The organism is Candidatus Buchananbacteria bacterium CG10_big_fil_rev_8_21_14_0_10_42_9, from assembly GCA_002773845.1.
Taxonomy (GTDB): Bacteria; Patescibacteriota; Patescibacteriia; order Buchananbacterales; family 21-14-0-10-42-9; genus 21-14-0-10-42-9.
Map to the genome: position 1 here is coordinate 1,515 of PEZZ01000007.1, position 15,424 is coordinate 16,938.

The following is a 15,424-nucleotide window of genomic DNA, read 5'->3' on the forward strand; positions in this document are numbered from 1 at the left end:
ACGGTTGTTCCAGCGCGTGTCAAAATGAAAGTACCAGCGGGCCGCCACCTGGAGTTCCATCGCCTTCGGCTTCAACCAGCTTGGCGTGTAATTGGTCGCATAGTTTTGAGAACTGCACCGGCGGCCTTAATGACTGCAAGGACGGTCAAGTTGGCGGACAGCCGGCCGGGCCGAACTGGACATATAAGTTGGTTAAACCGGTGCAAAATAACCCAAATCCAAGTCCAGCTAGTATTAGCGTGAATCAATCCATTGTTCAAGACGGAACAAAATCAGCCAGAAGTTATGTGCCGTTCGCTCAAGCTGAAGATGGCGGCAGCACGAGTAAAGCCATGGTCGCTCGCAAAGGTTTTGACTTTAGGCGGGGCGATACAGTAGTTTCAGAGGTCTGGTATTATATACCAAGTAGCTCCACTGGCCGAGTAACAGTGATGGATTTTGAGGACAGTACTCAATCAGGCAATCCTGGCTTTAGATTGCAGATTGAAGATAGCCCGTATCGGGTAACAGTAAACCGCGACAAGCTTGGTCCATACGGGGTAGAAAGAGGGGATTATGTTTATCCCAAAGATAAGTGGTTTAAATTTACTGCCGTTGTGTATGTAGCTGAAGGTAGTGCCGGTAACGTCAAGGTTTACATTGACGATAACTTAGCTTTGGATTCATATGGCCCTACCATTGTATCAGGAATTACCAGTTTTGACACAGTACAGATGACATTAACCGCGCGCGTAAATACACCTTTTGAAATGTATTCTGATAACGCTCATATTTATAGCGTTGGCCCAACTTGCGGCGCTCCTGTTAGCCAAGGCGGATCGTCGGTGGCGGTTTGCGGTGACGGCATCTTGGGTAGCGGAGAGCAATGTGACGACGGTAATACTAATAATTGGGACGGCTGTTCCAGTGCCTGCCAAAATGAAAGCGTAAATATTGCTCTAAACGAATGTGATAATTGGCAAACTGTGCATCCGGATTGGATGTGGTGTGACGATTTTGAAGATACCAGCTTAACTTTGAATCAAAAATACACCGATATTTATTATGATCCGCCAGATTCAACGCCGCTAGCGGTAATATCAACTGATGGCGCGAATGGTTCTAATTCGGTCAAAGCGCATTATCGTGTGGGTGATATTTCACCCGGAACATTACGCCGCGGGTTTGGCCGGGCGCCATTTAATCACAATAATTATCAAAGCGGACCGCAGTTTGACACGCAAGATTACCGTCAAATTTATTGGCGCTACTATGTTAAGCACGATAATCCGGCCGGGTTTCAAGGCTGGCCGGACAAGAGTTCGCGCGCCTTTATCACGGCGTCGGGTGATCCGTGGGGGCCAAACGCGATGATGGGGCATATCTGGAGTAGCGGCACTAATTCCCCATATCTTTCAACCGATCCGGCAAGCGGCGTTGATAGCACCGGCAATGTTGTCACGACTAAATGGAATGATATCAATAATTATAACTGGCTTGGACTGCAAATCGGTAACGACCCGATGCTTTCCAATCAGTGGCATTGCATTGAGGGGCGCATTAAGCTAAACGATGCGGGACAAACTAACGGCCAATTCCAGTATTGGCTTGATGGCGTACAGCAAACAAGCCATACAAACCTTGATTGGGTAAATTCTTGGTCAAATTACGGTTTGAACGGCGTGATGTTAGAAACCTATTGGGGCGGAGGGTCACCAGTGGCACAGGACCGGCTGTTTGATTCATTTGTGATTTCTCAAAATAGAATTGGTTGCGTGCCAAATGTTCCTACCGGACCGGCTTGTGGTAATGGTACCTTAGAGCCAGGCGAGCAATGTGACGATGGTAACACTACAGGTGGAGACGGTTGCGACTCCAGCTGTCAAATTGAATCTTTGGCCCAATGCGGTAACGGCATCATTGATTCAACCGGTGGAGGAAGCGGCGGAGGCTGTGAGGCGTTAAGTGGTACTTGCTATTACGCCGCCCCAGGGGCTACTGGCACAGGTACGGAAGCGAGTCCAGGAGAACTTAGAGCGATGATTAATGCCGCATCAGCCGGGGATTTTGTCTATCTTAGAAATGGCACCTATGGCGCAGTCGGGAGCACCCAATATAATTGTTTAAAACCAAAGTCGGGAGTAACTGTTAAGGCATATCCTGGCGAAAGCCCAAAGATTATTGCGTCAAATTCCACTCAAAATTTATGTGAAAACGATTGGGTTAGTTCCATCTTTTACATTCAAAATGCTAGCGACGTGACAATTGATGGATTAGAATTACAAGGCGGGTTTGTAGCCGGTATTATGGTTGGATACAATAACGCCAACACCAATAACATTACTGTTACCAATAATACTATTCATAATGTCAGAACTGATGATAATGGCGCGGGTGTTTACATAAATCGCGGCAATAATATCTTAGTTGAGAATAATTTAATTTATGACGTCGTTCATACCAGCGGTCAGCCGCAGGCCGCGGGGGTTGAATCATTTGGCGGAACGGGAGCGTATTACGTAATAGGTAATGATATTGGCGATGTTGATTACGGTGTGCGAGATAAACATGGTAATGGTTCCGCACCGTCACGACTGATTCAGTACAACCATTTCATTGATATTAGAAATGGGGCGAGTGCTTGGATTAATACACCAAACACAGTCATAGCCGATAATATTTTTGAAAATTCGCAGTGGGCGCAATATCTCCTTGGTGAAGACGCTGGTGGTTACTGTGATGCGACTAATGTTCAAGTTCTAAGGAATACCAGAATTGCCGGCAGTAACACTATTAACGGTCATTACGATTCGTGTAATATTTCAGGCGAAGTGCAAATTGATAATAGCTGGCAGGGTGGTCCAGGTGCCGATCCGTGCTTTGTTGGTAAGGACGCTACCTGTCGTACCGGCGGCGGATCTGGTAGCGGCACCTTGGAACAGTGTGACGATGGCAATACCGCTAGCGGCGATGGTTGTAGCACAAGCTGTACCATTGAATCAGGATATTCTTGTACCGGTGAGCCAAGCGTGTGTTCGGCCAGTCAAGTGTGTGGCAATGGTACGCAAGAAGGAACCGAGCAATGTGATGATGGTAATACGGTTACCGAAAGCTGCTCATACGGCCAAGCAACGTGTACGGTTTGTGGGTCAAGTTGTACTAATGTTTCAAGTACCGGGCCATACTGTGGTGATGGCAACACCGATTCGGCTAATGGTGAAATTTGTGATGATGGCGTCCTCAATGGCCAGCCTGGACAGTGCGCGGTAGATTGTGGTTCCACCGTGCAGCTTTGTGGTAATGGCGTTAAACAGGGGACAGAAGAATGTGATGGCACTGATGGCGTTGGAGTGAACCAAGGCTGTAGCGGTTCGTGCACCTTAGTTAATTTAACTTATTGTGGCGACGGCATTAAGCAAACGCCGAACCAAGTCGGTACGGGCGGGTCGCTTAACGACGGCAATGAACAATGTGACGATAGCAACGGTACCAACGGCGATGGATGTTCCAGTAGTTGCGTGATTGAATCGTTAGCCGGCTACAGCCACCTTAAGCAAATAATTGTGGATAGCAGCAAGGTGCCTAGTGACCAGCAAAACTTTCCGGTGCTAATCAACCTAACAAACGCTGATTTGAGAACCGTCGCCAATGGCGGGCAGGTTACAAATAGCAACGGTTACGATATAGTTTTTGCGACCAAGAATAATATTTTACTAAATCACGAAATTGAATCATACGATCCGGCAACCGGAAAGATCGTGATGTGGGTTCGTGTGCCAGCACTATCATCAAATGCCGATACTGAACTGCGAATGTTCTACGGCAATTCGGCTATTACCGCATCACAAGAAAATGCGACCTTGGTGTGGGATAGCAACTACACCGCAGTGTGGCACATGGATACTTCGTCATATAGCGATTCAACCGGGAATGTGGCGAACGGTACCGCTAATGGTTCTTTGGGGCCGGGCGTTGGCATTAACGGCGCGTATGTTTTTAACGGCGGATACATTGACTATGGCGTGACTTCGCAAATGCAAGGGTTGGCGCAGATGACTTTTGAAGCCTGGGTTAATCTTGATACTATCGTTGGCTTTGACCCAATTGTTTCCCAACATAATGGATTTTTTGATCTCGGCGGACCTGGTAGCGTATTTTGGTACGGGATTGATAATGGCCAACCGCGGCTTGGGCTTGCCAACTCGGCCGGGTTTGCCAAAAGCTCGCTGGTTTTAACTCCAGGCATTGCAAGCCACCTTGTGGCGACGTTTAATAATGGTACCGTTTCTTTCTATCTGAATGGGCAGCTTTGGGATACGGTAAATAGCAGTGACCTGGCATCGGGTGTTTACAACGGTTCTTTGAGAGTAGCTGCCCAGCAAAATGTGACGACCAACCGCTTCGGGGGCGGCATGGACGAAATTAGAATGTCTCAAACCGTTCGGTCTGCCGATTGGATTGAAACAGAATATAACAATCAATCAAGCCCTAGCACTTTTTACAGTGTTGTGAGTGTCAATTAGTTTTATTTATGAGCTAAATGCGTTATACTATAAAGGGTAGGAACCCCAGGGGAAACCATAGATCCGCAATCCTCCGTATGGAGGATTGGGAGGAGACGCCGCAAACGGCGGGTATGTACCCTGTGATGACTCCCTGCCTACCGGACAGGCAGGCTCGGCTCGGAAAAGAAAATGTGTGCATTTTCTTTTCTCTCGCCCTACGTCGTCAATAAAAAGTAAATAATAATATACGAATATGTTTGATGATGACAAATCACAGCAATTGCAGCAGTCAGGGGGGCAGCCTAATCCAGTATCATCTCCAATCCCAGTTCCAACGCAGCCATTATCTGGCGAGGCAGGTCAATCGCCAGGTTCGGCTAGCCCATTAATGCCGGGCCCACCCAAGACACCAACACCAACACCGCCCTCTACGCTAGCTGCTATGCCAAGCCCTCCACCGCCACCTCCGCCAGCTGACTCAAAACAGCCAACCCCACCAGCTTCTCCTGTTCCGCCTCCGCCCGCGCCTTCATCCCCGTCGTCAGGCGGTTTAACTCCACCGCCGCCTCCGCCCGCGCTTAAACCTCCCACTGATTCAACTTCGCCAAGTTCATCGCCTAAAACAGAACCATCAGACGGCGGTACGGCGGAAGATATTTTATCTGGCGTAGATAAAACTCCACCGTCAACCACACCTGCTTCGCCAAAAGTTTTAACTTCTGACGGTCCGGTCGATCCGAATAGGGCTGGTCCGCCGATACCAACGCCGCCGATTGAAGCCGAACCGCAAGCCAGTGGCCGTAGAATTATATTAGTGATATTAGGCATTGTGTTGGGTGTAGTCGTATTAGCGGTGGCTGGTTACTTTGTGTATTTAAGATTTTTTGGCGCGACTTTACCGGATGAGCCGAATGTGACAACGCCTGCCCAAACTACTTCTCCGACACCAGATAATCAAGCCAATGTAAATAGTAATACAAATGTCAATGCGGCTACGCCTACCCCACCGACTCCTTCTGAGCCCGCCCCGCCAATTGCGGTGGATACCGACAGTGACGGTTTGACAGACGAGGAAGAAAGTACTTACGGCACTGACCCAACCAAAGTTGATACGGATGGCGATGGGTTGTATGATCGCGATGAAGTTAAAATTTTTAAGACCGACCCTAATAACGCCGACACTGATGGCGATGGGTTTTCGGACGCTGACGAAATTAGGGCCGGTTACGACCCCAAAGGTCCAGGTCGATTATTGGAAACCGAATAACCCAACTGAAAATTTAAATGTTTGGAATTGACTCTAAGTCAAAGAAGTCAAAGGTTAAGGCTCCCAAGCGCTCTCGGCGCAAATCTGAGATGACGACATTGCCGCCCGATTTAGACAGGCGTATTCATGTGATGCCAAAGGAGTTTTACCAAAGGGTTAAGCAATCCAACACTAAATTAATGGTTATTTTGATTGTGGTAGTAGTTGTGCTGGCTTTAGTTTTTGGTTTTGGCTTTTGGTTGACGCAAACTTTAAGGCAAGTTAATACGCCGCCGACAACTCCAACGCAAAATGTCACAAGTGAAGTCAATGCTAATACTCAATTGCCAAATGTTTCCCCGCCAGTGACTAACACGAATCAATCTCCGCCGCCTAGTAATATTAATGTCAATGCCAATCTCAACATTAATGCTAGCCCGCCAACGCCTCCGTCGACTGCCGCACCTCCCAGCCCGACGCTTGGGAATGATATTGATGCTGACGACCTGCTCGACCCCGAGGAGGTCTTGTTTGGGTCTAGCAGAAATAATAGCGACACCGACGGTGACGGGTTTAGCGATATTGAAGAAGTGCTTAACGGTTACGACCCTAGTTCGTCCCAAGATTTAGTTAGCGCCGGCTTAGTTAACGTTTTTCAAAATGAGACGATTGGCTATCAAGTTTTAATTCCTAAGTCCTGGGGTGCGCCGAGGCGTTCATCAAGCGATCGTTTAATCATCGTGATTATTCCAGGTGGCAGTAAGATAGAAATTCAAGTTCGCGATAATACGACGAATTTGACACCGGCTGGATTATTTTTCAATTTGTTGCCGCAATCTAAAAGCCAGCAACTATCAATCAACAATAATACTATATTGTTAAGTTCTGACAAGCTCAACGCTATAATTATGCCCGCAGAAAATTCCAGTTCATATTATTTTGTAACTTATACTTTGGGGACAGATAATGTGATTAGTTATCCGAATGTTTTGGAAATGATGGTGAGGAGCTTAAAATCAATTTAATGATTGAAATTGAAGTTAACCAGAAGGTTGGAAAAGTAAAACCAAAGGATTTTTGGGTCAAATTGGTTAAAATAATTGTTCGAGAATTAAATTTGAAAAAATCAGGCCACGTATCCTTAGCTATTGTTGGGCAAAAAGAGATGAGAAAATTAAATTTCACTTACCGCGGCATTAATGCGGCAACTAATGTTTTAAGTTTTCCGGAGGCTGAAGTTAAACAAAAAATTGATAGGTTGGACGAAAATTATTTAGGTGAAGTTGTATTGTGTTGGAGTTATATTAAAAATCAGGCGACTGAGCAGAAAGTTGAATTTGATTTGATGTTAATTTGGTTTTTTATCCACGGCGTGTTACATTTGTTGGGCTATCAACATGATTCCCAAAAACAGTTGATGATTATGGAATCATTGGAGCACAAAATATTAGCCAAAATTTAATGAAGCCAAAAATATTGTTTAAAAGTTTTCGTTACGGCTTGCAGGGTTTACGTTGGGCGTGGCAACATGAGCAAAATTTTAGGATTGAGCTTTTTATTTTTGTTTTAGTTATTTTAGCGGCTTTGTATTTTAATCTTCCGGCTTGGCAGTGGATTGTTTTACTTTTAGTATCCGGCATGGTGCTAGTGATGGAATTAATTAATACCATTTTTGAACGAACGATTGATGTGATTCAGCCCCGCATTCATCATTATGCCGAGCAGGCTAAAAATGTTATGGCTGCTGCGGTCTTATTGGCTACCGTTGGGGCGGTAGTTATAGGTTTGATCATTTTTGTGCCACATATTGCGGCCAAGCTTAGCTCGTAAAATTGTTTATTGTCTGTTATAATAATATTTAACCGATACATAATTTGATTTAATTTACATGCCTAGAAACGAAATTATTGCCGGATTAGACATTGGTTCAACTAATGTACGTTTGGTTGTGGGCCAGCGAGTTGGCCAAGATGATAATTTACATATTGTTGGCGCGGCGGAAGTTAAGTCCGTTGGTATTAATAAGGGCGTGATTAGCAGCATTGAAGACGCGGTGTCTTGCATATCAGCGTGTTTGGAAAAGGCTGAGCGGATGGTCGGCCAGCCTATTCAAGATGTGTGGGCTGGAATTTCAGGCAGCCACATCATTTCCCAAAGTAGCAAGGGCGTGGTGGCAGTATCACGGGCGGATGGTGAGATTAGGGAAGACGACGTTATCCGCGCGATTGAAGCGGCCCGTACGGTTTCCACACCACCTAATTATGAAATTCTCCACGTTATTCCTAAAAGTTTTACCGTTGACAGGCAGGCGGGGATTAAAGATCCGATTGGTATGACAGGAATTAGAGTTGAGGTTGATACTCAAATTATTTTAGGCTTAGCTTCTCAAATTAGAAATTTAACTAAAGCGATTTATCGCACGACTGTAAACATTGAAGATTTGGTGCTGTCTATTTTGGCAACTTCGGAGGCCGTACTAACGCAACGGCAAAAAGAACTCGGTTCGGTAGTAGTTAACATTGGCGGCGGCAATACCAGCTTAGTTGTTTTTGAAGAAGGGGATATATTGCATACCGCTGTTTTGCCGATTGGTTCAGAACACATTACTTCTGATTTGGCGATTGGTTTACGCGTTTCCATTGATACCGCCGAGAAAGTAAAATTGGAGCACGGAGCGGCTTTAGCCAAAGGATTAACTAAGCGCGACGAAATTGATATTGGCGAACTAGAAGGCGAAGAAAGCAACATGGTCTCTAAGCGCTATGTGTCGGAAATTATCGGCGCCCGGGCCGAAGAGATTTTAGAAAAAGTTGATAATGAGTTGAAAAAAATAGACAGAAGTGGTAAATTACCGGCAGGCGTAATTCTAACCGGTGGGGGCGCCAAGTTGCCTGGGGTAGTAGATTTAGCCAAGACTAAATTACGATTACCGGCCAGCATTGGTGAGCCCATTAACATTACTTCTGCCGTTGATAAAGTCAATGACTTAGGTTTTACTACCGCTGTGGGATTGGTGCTATGGGGGAATCAAGTTACCCAACAGCAGGGCGGTGGATCTTGGCAGCAGATGTTGTCGGTTAGCACAGTTAAAAAACGGGCCGAAGGTTTATTTCGAAAAGGCAAGAATATTTTCAAATCATTTAGATCAAAATAATTTTATGGCTGAAAGAAAACCGGCGATTGAAACATTTGCTAAAATTAAAGTCGTTGGTGTTGGTGGTTCGGGAGGGGCCGCTGTCAATCGGATGGTACAATCTCGTATTCGGGGGGTTGATTTCGTGGCAGTTAATACTGATATTCAGGCTTTAAATAATAATGAAGCTAAGCAAAAGTTGCATATTGGGAAAATGGTTACCCGCGGTTTGGGCGCGGGCATGAATCCTGAGGTTGGTGAGAAGGCAGCTGAAGAGAGCGCTGAGGACATTCGCGAACACGTACGCGGATCAGATATGATTTTTATAACTTGTGGCCTTGGCGGTGGAACCGGTTCAGGGGCGGCGCCAAGAATCGCAAGTTTGTCGAGAGATTCGGGCGCTTTGACTATTGCTTTTGTAACCAAACCATTTTCATTTGAAGGCCAGCAACGAATGGATATTGCTAATCGTAGCTTATCTCAACTTAGGGATAGCGTTGATGCAATCATTACGATTCCCAATGACAGAATTCTGCAAGTCATTGATAAAAAAACTTCTTTACTTGAAGCTTTCTCATACGTTGATGAAATATTGCGGCAGGGCGTGCAAGGCATAGCGGAGCTGATTACTGTACCGGGCCTCATCAACGTTGACTTTGCTGATGTTAAAACAATTATGAAAGAAACCGGAACCGCCTTAATGGGTATTGGAAAAGCGTCAGGCGAAAATCGAGCGGTCGAGGCGGCTAAAGCGGCAATTACTAGCCCTTTATTAGACGTGACTATCGATGGGGCTAAAGGAATTTTATTTACCGTGGTTGGTGGCCCGTCAATGACTATGAATGAAGTCAACGAGGCGGCTAAAGTAATTACCGCATCGGCCGATCCGAACGCTAAGATTATTTTTGGCGCGGTTATTAATGAGAGTTTAAAAGACGAAATAAGAGTAACGGTGGTGGCGACTGGATTTTCCGATCGCGAGGGTTTTAGTGAAGTCGCGGCTGAGGCTAATTATCAACCGACACAGTTTGTCGAGGAGCGAGTAAGGCCTAAGGAAAAAACTGAAGAAGAAAAAGAAGAAAGTATTTTTGGCATAAAAAAATTACAGCGTAAAGTGGCGCCAACGACTAAGAAAAAGGCTAAGGAACAAGAAGCAGAACCAGAGACGTCCATGAACGAAACGGAAGAGTTAGATATCCCAGCCTTTATCAGGCGCAAGATGAAGTAAGATGCCAAAATTTTATTTTAGGATTATAATACTCTCCTGCTTGTGGGGGAGTTTTTTTGTTTTCGGCGGCTCTGTTCAAGCCATCAGTTCCGGCGATGTGGTTAAGTTAAACGAGCAAGCTACGCTTTATTATGTTGGCGCGGACAATATGATTTATAATTTTCCTTCAGTTGATGTTTTTTTTAATTTTTTTAACACTTTTTCAATTGTCAAAATAATCTCCCAGGAGGAATTCAATCAATTGGATATTGGTGGTGAAGTAAGCTCAAAAATTTTGGGTAAGAATATCGGACGTTTAATTAAGGCCAGCAATAGTGCTTCAATTTATTTTTTAGGTAGCGATAATCGACGCTATGTTTTTCCTTCGGTTCAGATATTTAATACCTGGTATTCAGATTTTGACGATATAGAAACATTATCGCCGGCAGAAGTGGTATCATTTCCTTTGGCCAGCAACGTTAATGCTCGGCCAGGCCTTAAGTTGGTGCAAGCAGTAACCAATGATACGCCTTGGCAAATTGCCGATCCAAAAGTGTATGCTGTTAGTAGCCAAGGGGTGTTGCGCCACATCCAAAAGGCTGATGTGGCCGCCGCTTTGTTTGGCGAGCGGTGGGAGACAAGAATTATCCCAATGGCGGAAACTGTTTTTAGTCAATATTCTATTGGTGCGCCGATTGAATCAGCGTTAGATTACAATATTGACGTTGAGCGGGGAGCCGCTTTTTCAATTAATGTTGATAAGGGGGTCGTTTCAACCAAAGTACCTACTTACGGAAACGGCATAAACTTTGGTATTTTGATAACTGATGGCAGTACCGCGGCTGATCAATTGGCGCCAGAGATTAGCAGTATAATGATAATTGATGCTGGACCCGGCAGTGTGTCAGTGACTTGGATGACCGACGAACCAGCTTCAACGGTGGTTGAATACGGCATAAATATTGATGAGTATAATTTGAATTATGTTGATGCTGAAAGGACAACAGTTCATAATGCAATAATTAATGATTTACAAAAGGATACTAATTATTATTTTAAGATTAAATCGGCCGACGCTAATAGTAATTTAAATTCCTTAGAAGACTTTGTTTTCCGTACTTTTAATTATGCTGCTGGTGTATCGCCACCTTACGACCAAGAAGCCCCGACCATATACAATATTAATCATTCCAGCGTTAATCAGACCAGGGCATGGGTTAAATGGACTACAAACGAGCCTGCTACTTCAATCGTCGAGTATGGACTAGTAGAAGGCAGTTACACCAAGGCTACAAGTAGCAGTTACTTATCTCAAAAACATTCCATCTTGCTTGAAGGCCTTAATCCAGGCACCACTTATTATTACAAAGTCAGTTCATCCGATGAAGAAAATAATGCCGCAAGCCGAGATGGATTTTCGTTTATCACAACTAACTTGGCATTTGACGTAGCATCACCATTTTTATCCGGGGTTACGGTTTATAATATTGGAAGGAGCTCCGTTGACATCAGTTGGACAACCAATGAGTTAGCCGATAGTGTTGTTGAGGTTGGAACGAAGCCCGGTGAATATATTCAGCTCGTAGCTGACAGTAATTATATTACGCAACATAAATTTAGCTTACCAAACTTGCTCCCCGACACCACATATTATTTCAAAGTTTCATCTTCTGACACTTATGGTAATGTGGCGCAAAGCTTGGAGAAAACATTTATCACTGCAAAAAATATTTGATTAGGCAATAGTATTTGGGTGTGGTAAAATATGAATATGAATTTGAGAATCCTTAGAGTTATCAGCCCGGTAGCATTTTTAATTATTGGTTTTTTATTAGGTCAGGATTTAATAGCTTTGCCATATAATTTATCGGCTAATAATATTATTGAAAATATTTCTGTTACCTTAGTAGTTGATTATTCTGATGGGCGAGTAGACACTTACAATAACGTTAGGGTTTTACCAAATCGCCCGACAGTTTTAGATGTTTTAGCGGCCGTAGCTAAAGAAAACGATCTGCCCTTAGTGATTGATTACAGTAAACGAAGTTCTGGCTATTATGGCTCGCCAATTATTAGTATTGATGGAGCTTCGCGAAGTGACGATGGCCATTATTGGGATTATAAAATTAACAACGAGAAGCCTTACGATTCAGTAGTGGATATTGAATTGAGAAGCGGGGATACTATCTTTTTAGTTTACTCCCGATCCATCCAGCCACCAGATCAATTTGAGTAAAAATATGGACAGTATAAAATCAAAACCAGAAACGCCAAAGTCAGATATGAAAATTGAGCTGCTTGAAGATATTTTGGCCGAGCAGCAAGATTTACGGGAGGCAGTGGAAAAAAATTCAGACCGCTTGGATGAACTTTTGCATCATTCCAAAAAAGTTAATACTTGGATTTTTAGTCAGCGCATAAAAGGGTATTTGAAAATATTTATAATTATTATTCCCATTATTTTGGGGATTATCTATATTCCTCCGCTATTTGAAGATGTAGTTAATCGCTATAGGTCATTGCTTAATTCCTTTCCTGGCTTTGGCAGTATTCAGCCAAACGACCAAGTCAATGATAATCAGATTAATGACTTGATTAAAAATTTAAATATAAATCAATAGCGGCAAAAAGCCATATAAAAAACACCGCCCCCAAGGCGGTGTTTTTATATTTATTGCGTTAGGCTTTGCCTAAAGTCTTTTCTCCGGGCTCCCACTCAACCGGACACAAGTCGCCACTTTGTAAGGCTTCTAAAACACGTAAGGTTTCACCAACGCTGCGGCCGACATTGAGATCCGAAACTACAATGTATTTCAGTACGCCTTCCGGATCAATAATGAACGTTCCCCGCAAAGCAATCCCTTTATCCTTGATCAAAACATGATAGCTACGGCTTAAAGTGTGAGCTGTGTCAGCCAGAACTGGGAATTTGACCTCTTGTAAATCTTTTTCAAACCAAGCTTTATGAGAGTGAACTGAATCAGTTGAAGCGCCGATGACTACAGCATTTTTTTCTTTAAATTTATCTTCGTGCTTGGCGAAACCTTTAATTTCGGTTGGGCAAACAAAGGTAAAGTCCTCGGGATAGAAAAAAAGAACTATCCACTTGCCCTTATAGTCTTTAAGACCGACTTTTTTGACTACGCCGCCAACATAAGCGTCAAGGCTGAAATCAGGAGCCGGCTGGCCGACTTGGAAATCCGCCTCGTTGGCGTGGCATTTACATTGATGATGCATAATTCATATTATTAATAATAATTTGATATATCATTATAGCGCAGTCGCACAAGTTGCGCAAGGCTATCAGATATTGTTTTAAAAGCGGCCTATCTGTGATATACTTATAGTTGATTATGGAGAAAAAAACGGTCAATTTGTTAACCTTCTTTTTTATTTTCGCGATATTTGCGCTGTTTTTTATTTTTATTTTTTCTAGATTTTCGGATAAAAAAGTGCAAGATTATATTTTCACTATTAGCAAATGTTGGTTTTTAGCTGAAGAGCAATGTGTTGCTAATCCGCACTGTGAAGTTATTTATAAACCGGATGAAGACGGAACTGATCCTGTGTTTGAATCATGTATCTATATTCCTGAATCACGCATTAGCACCAACCTAGAGGCTCGTGAACTATGCCTCACAACCGGTGGCCAATGGGAGACGAATAAATTTGGATCATTTTGCCAATGTAATCCCCAAGTCACGCAAACCGCCTGGGACAAGGAATTGGGTTGTACCCCTATGCTGAAATAAAATGAACGAATTAATTACTAACTTGAAAGATTTAGATAAAAAAATCTCTCATGCGCGGAGGTTACTTTGACCTTGAGGGGTTAAAGCAAAGGTTAGTAAAGTTTGAGCAAGAGATGGCGGCTCCGGATTTTTGGCAAGATCAATCTCGGGCGGCTAAAGTAAGTCAGGAAGCAGAGCACCTTAAGCAAGATATTCTTGCTTGGGATAATTTAAGCAGTGAAATTGAATCGGCTAAAAGCCTGGCCGAAGAATTAGCTGAGGCTGATGATCATAGTTTAGAAAAAGAACTTAACCGTAAATATCAGGAATTGCTCAAGCAATATCAAGAACGCGAGTTCTTTTTATTGTTTTCCGGAAAGCATGATAAGTCTGATGCGGTATTAACTATCCATGCTGGCACCGGCGGAACTGAAGCCCAAGATTGGACCGAGATGTTAATGAGGATGTATTTGCGCTTTTGTGAAAAGCGGGGGTGGGCAACAACAGTGATAGATGAGGCACGAGGTAATGAAGCTGGGGTCAAGCGCGTATCAATTGAAGTTAGCGGCCGGTATGCCTTTGGGCATCTTAAAGCCGAAGCCGGCACACATCGGTTGGTGCGCATTTCGCCTTTTGACGCCGAGAAAATGCGTCACACCTCTTTTGCTTTGGTTGAAGTAGTGCCAATTTTTCCCGAGTTGACCGACGAAGATGTAGTAATTAAGGATGAAGATTTACGCGTTGATGTGTTTCGTTCTTCCGGCAAGGGCGGCCAAAGCGTTAATACTACCGACTCGGCGGTGCGCATGGTGCACGTACCAACCGGCATTACGGTTAGTTGCCAAAATGAGCGTTCTCAAGCCCAAAATAAGGCGACCGCGCTTAAGATCTTGAAATCTAAGCTATTTTTACGTAAGATGGAGGAGCGCCAAAAAGAGCAGGACAGCGCTCGGGGCGAAGTATTACCGGCGGCGTGGGGCAATCAAATACGTTCATACGTCCTTCACCCGTACCATATGGTCAAAGATCACCGCACAAATTTTGAGACGTCTAATCCTGGCGTGGTGCTGGACGGTGATTTGGATAACTTTATTAAAGCTTATTTAGAGCATAGCGTTAAAGCTAATGAAAGTAACAATTAGAAAAGCTAAAAAATCAGACGCCACGGGAGTCGGCAAGCTCCTATTCAGTTTCATGAATATAAAAAACGCGGCTGAAGGTCGCCGGCTGTTTTTAAATGAGCTTACTAAGGGAAATAAATATTTGATAGCTTCGGTTGGTCAAGATTTGATAGGCTTGATTAGTTACAAAAAACATGGGCGCCCAAAACATGGTTTAGCTGAACTTGATCATATTGTGGTATTGCCAAAATGGCGAGGACAGGGGGTTGCCCGCAAGCTTGTTGGCGTCTTGGAAAAAGAGCTAAAACAAGAATATCGTCGATCTGGCGCCAAGCTGCGAAAATTATTTTTATTAACCCGTTATAACAACAAACTCGCTCAAACGTTTTATAAGAAAGTGGGATTTAAAGTTGACGCGGCGCTTAAACATCATTTCTACCCGGGACAAGACGAATGGATGTTTTCTAAATTTTTTCACAAACCTAAAGCTAGGAAAAAATAA

General features: G+C 43.9%; 15 protein-coding genes and 4 pseudogenes (1 of these 19 running past the window's edge). 17 read left to right on the forward strand and 2 right to left on the reverse strand.

Annotated features, from left to right (window positions below; all coding sequences use genetic code 11):
* The 5 genes and pseudogenes from COT81_01095 to COT81_01115 form a co-directional block, all read left to right on the forward strand.
* Positions 1-32, forward strand: a pseudogene (locus COT81_01095) (hypothetical protein); it begins 100 nt to the left of the window's first position.
* A 681-nt stretch (positions 33-713) separates the two neighbouring features.
* Positions 714-926, forward strand: a pseudogene (locus COT81_01100) (hypothetical protein).
* A gap of 54 nt (positions 927-980) precedes the next feature.
* Positions 981-1,874: pseudogene (locus COT81_01105) on the forward strand (hypothetical protein).
* Between the two features lie 144 nt (positions 1,875-2,018).
* Positions 2,019-2,993, forward strand: a pseudogene (locus tag COT81_01110) (hypothetical protein).
* A 747-nt stretch (positions 2,994-3,740) separates the two neighbouring features.
* Positions 3,741-4,502 (forward strand): hypothetical protein, encoded by a 762-nt coding sequence (locus COT81_01115; GenBank protein ID PIS05440.1) that lies wholly within the window; start codon positions 3,741-3,743, stop codon positions 4,500-4,502.
* A gap of 342 nt (positions 4,503-4,844) precedes the next feature.
* Here COT81_01115 and COT81_01120 read toward each other — a convergent pair whose 3' ends face one another.
* Positions 4,845-5,312 carry a hypothetical protein gene (locus tag COT81_01120; protein PIS05364.1) on the reverse strand — a complete coding sequence of 156 codons (468 nt, stop codon included), beginning with the start codon at positions 5,310-5,312 and terminating at the stop codon, positions 4,845-4,847.
* On the opposite strand from COT81_01120, the gene COT81_01125 reads away from it, so the two are divergent.
* Genes COT81_01125 through COT81_01165 form a run of 9 tightly spaced genes read left to right on the forward strand, consistent with a single transcriptional unit; the run spans position 5,299 to position 12,691 of the window.
* Positions 5,299-5,751, forward strand: a complete 453-nt coding sequence (locus COT81_01125; GenBank protein ID PIS05365.1) for a hypothetical protein — start codon at positions 5,299-5,301, stop codon at positions 5,749-5,751. The two genes, COT81_01120 and COT81_01125, sit on opposite strands and share 14 nt — an antisense overlap.
* Before the next feature lie 17 nt (positions 5,752-5,768).
* Positions 5,769-6,755 carry a hypothetical protein gene (locus COT81_01130; GenBank protein ID PIS05366.1) on the forward strand — a complete coding sequence of 329 codons (987 nt, stop codon included), beginning with the start codon at positions 5,769-5,771 and terminating at the stop codon, positions 6,753-6,755.
* Positions 6,755-7,192, forward strand: coding sequence for an rRNA maturation RNase YbeY (gene ybeY, locus COT81_01135; protein ID PIS05367.1), 438 nt, complete (start codon positions 6,755-6,757; stop codon positions 7,190-7,192). Before COT81_01130 ends, ybeY begins: the two co-directional genes overlap by 1 nt.
* Positions 7,192-7,560, forward strand: coding sequence for a hypothetical protein (locus COT81_01140; protein ID PIS05368.1), 369 nt, complete (start codon positions 7,192-7,194; stop codon positions 7,558-7,560). The genes ybeY and COT81_01140 overlap by 1 nt, the downstream gene beginning before the upstream one ends.
* Before the next feature lie 58 nt (positions 7,561-7,618).
* Complete coding sequence (ftsA, locus tag COT81_01145) at positions 7,619-8,884, forward strand: cell division protein FtsA (protein PIS05369.1); 1,266 nt, start codon at positions 7,619-7,621, stop codon at positions 8,882-8,884.
* A gap of 4 nt (positions 8,885-8,888) precedes the next feature.
* Entirely contained in the window at positions 8,889-10,091 is a 1,203-nt protein-coding gene (locus COT81_01150; protein ID PIS05370.1) for a cell division protein FtsZ, read from the forward strand.
* Position 10,092: 1 nt separating this feature from the next.
* Positions 10,093-11,805, forward strand: a complete 1,713-nt coding sequence (locus COT81_01155; protein ID PIS05371.1) for a hypothetical protein — start codon at positions 10,093-10,095, stop codon at positions 11,803-11,805.
* A gap of 30 nt (positions 11,806-11,835) precedes the next feature.
* Positions 11,836-12,306, forward strand: coding sequence for a hypothetical protein (locus COT81_01160; GenBank protein PIS05372.1), 471 nt, complete (start codon positions 11,836-11,838; stop codon positions 12,304-12,306).
* A gap of 4 nt (positions 12,307-12,310) precedes the next feature.
* The gene (locus COT81_01165; GenBank protein ID PIS05373.1) at positions 12,311-12,691 is read left to right on the forward strand and encodes a hypothetical protein; all 381 of its coding nucleotides are present in this window, start codon (positions 12,311-12,313) and stop codon (positions 12,689-12,691) included.
* Between the two features lie 58 nt (positions 12,692-12,749).
* On the opposite strand, the gene COT81_01170 is transcribed toward COT81_01165, so the two are convergent.
* Entirely contained in the window at positions 12,750-13,307 is a 558-nt protein-coding gene (locus COT81_01170; GenBank protein PIS05374.1) for a thioredoxin peroxidase, read from the reverse strand.
* A 116-nt stretch (positions 13,308-13,423) separates the two neighbouring features.
* Between COT81_01170 and COT81_01175 the strand changes: the two genes are divergently transcribed.
* The 3 genes from COT81_01175 to COT81_01185 are packed head-to-tail and all read left to right on the forward strand — an operon-like array spanning position 13,424 to position 15,424.
* Positions 13,424-13,822: a hypothetical protein gene (locus COT81_01175; protein ID PIS05375.1), complete on the forward strand. Its 399-nt coding sequence runs from the start codon at positions 13,424-13,426 to the stop codon at positions 13,820-13,822.
* A 50-nt stretch (positions 13,823-13,872) separates the two neighbouring features.
* On the forward strand, positions 13,873-14,943 hold the full coding sequence (locus COT81_01180; protein PIS05376.1) for a peptide chain release factor 2: 1,071 nt from the start codon (positions 13,873-13,875) through the stop codon (positions 14,941-14,943).
* Positions 14,927-15,424, forward strand: a complete 498-nt coding sequence (locus COT81_01185; GenBank protein ID PIS05377.1) for a hypothetical protein — start codon at positions 14,927-14,929, stop codon at positions 15,422-15,424. Before COT81_01180 ends, COT81_01185 begins: the two co-directional genes overlap by 17 nt.

What these genes read in the sequence shown, in the direction of transcription:
- COT81_01115 (PIS05440.1), top strand. Translation starts at nt 3,741, where the DNA reads ATGTGGGTTCGTGTGCCAGCACTATCATCAAATGCCGATACTGAACTG.
- COT81_01120 (PIS05364.1), bottom strand. Translation starts at nt 5,312, where the DNA reads ATGCCTAATATCACTAATATAATTCTACGGCCACTGGCTTGCGGTTCG.
- COT81_01130 (PIS05366.1), top strand. Translation starts at nt 5,769, where the DNA reads ATGTTTGGAATTGACTCTAAGTCAAAGAAGTCAAAGGTTAAGGCTCCC.
- ybeY (PIS05367.1), top strand. Translation starts at nt 6,755, where the DNA reads ATGATTGAAATTGAAGTTAACCAGAAGGTTGGAAAAGTAAAACCAAAG.
- COT81_01140 (PIS05368.1), top strand. Translation starts at nt 7,192, where the DNA reads ATGAAGCCAAAAATATTGTTTAAAAGTTTTCGTTACGGCTTGCAGGGT.
- ftsA (PIS05369.1), top strand. Translation starts at nt 7,619, where the DNA reads ATGCCTAGAAACGAAATTATTGCCGGATTAGACATTGGTTCAACTAAT.
- COT81_01150 (PIS05370.1), top strand. Translation starts at nt 8,889, where the DNA reads ATGGCTGAAAGAAAACCGGCGATTGAAACATTTGCTAAAATTAAAGTC.
- COT81_01155 (PIS05371.1), top strand. Translation starts at nt 10,093, where the DNA reads ATGCCAAAATTTTATTTTAGGATTATAATACTCTCCTGCTTGTGGGGG.
- COT81_01160 (PIS05372.1), top strand. Translation starts at nt 11,836, where the DNA reads ATGAATATGAATTTGAGAATCCTTAGAGTTATCAGCCCGGTAGCATTT.
- COT81_01165 (PIS05373.1), top strand. Translation starts at nt 12,311, where the DNA reads ATGGACAGTATAAAATCAAAACCAGAAACGCCAAAGTCAGATATGAAA.
- COT81_01170 (PIS05374.1), bottom strand. Translation starts at nt 13,307, where the DNA reads ATGCATCATCAATGTAAATGCCACGCCAACGAGGCGGATTTCCAAGTC.
- COT81_01175 (PIS05375.1), top strand. Translation starts at nt 13,424, where the DNA reads ATGGAGAAAAAAACGGTCAATTTGTTAACCTTCTTTTTTATTTTCGCG.
- COT81_01180 (PIS05376.1), top strand. Translation starts at nt 13,873, where the DNA reads ATGCGCGGAGGTTACTTTGACCTTGAGGGGTTAAAGCAAAGGTTAGTA.
- COT81_01185 (PIS05377.1), top strand. Translation starts at nt 14,927, where the DNA reads ATGAAAGTAACAATTAGAAAAGCTAAAAAATCAGACGCCACGGGAGTC.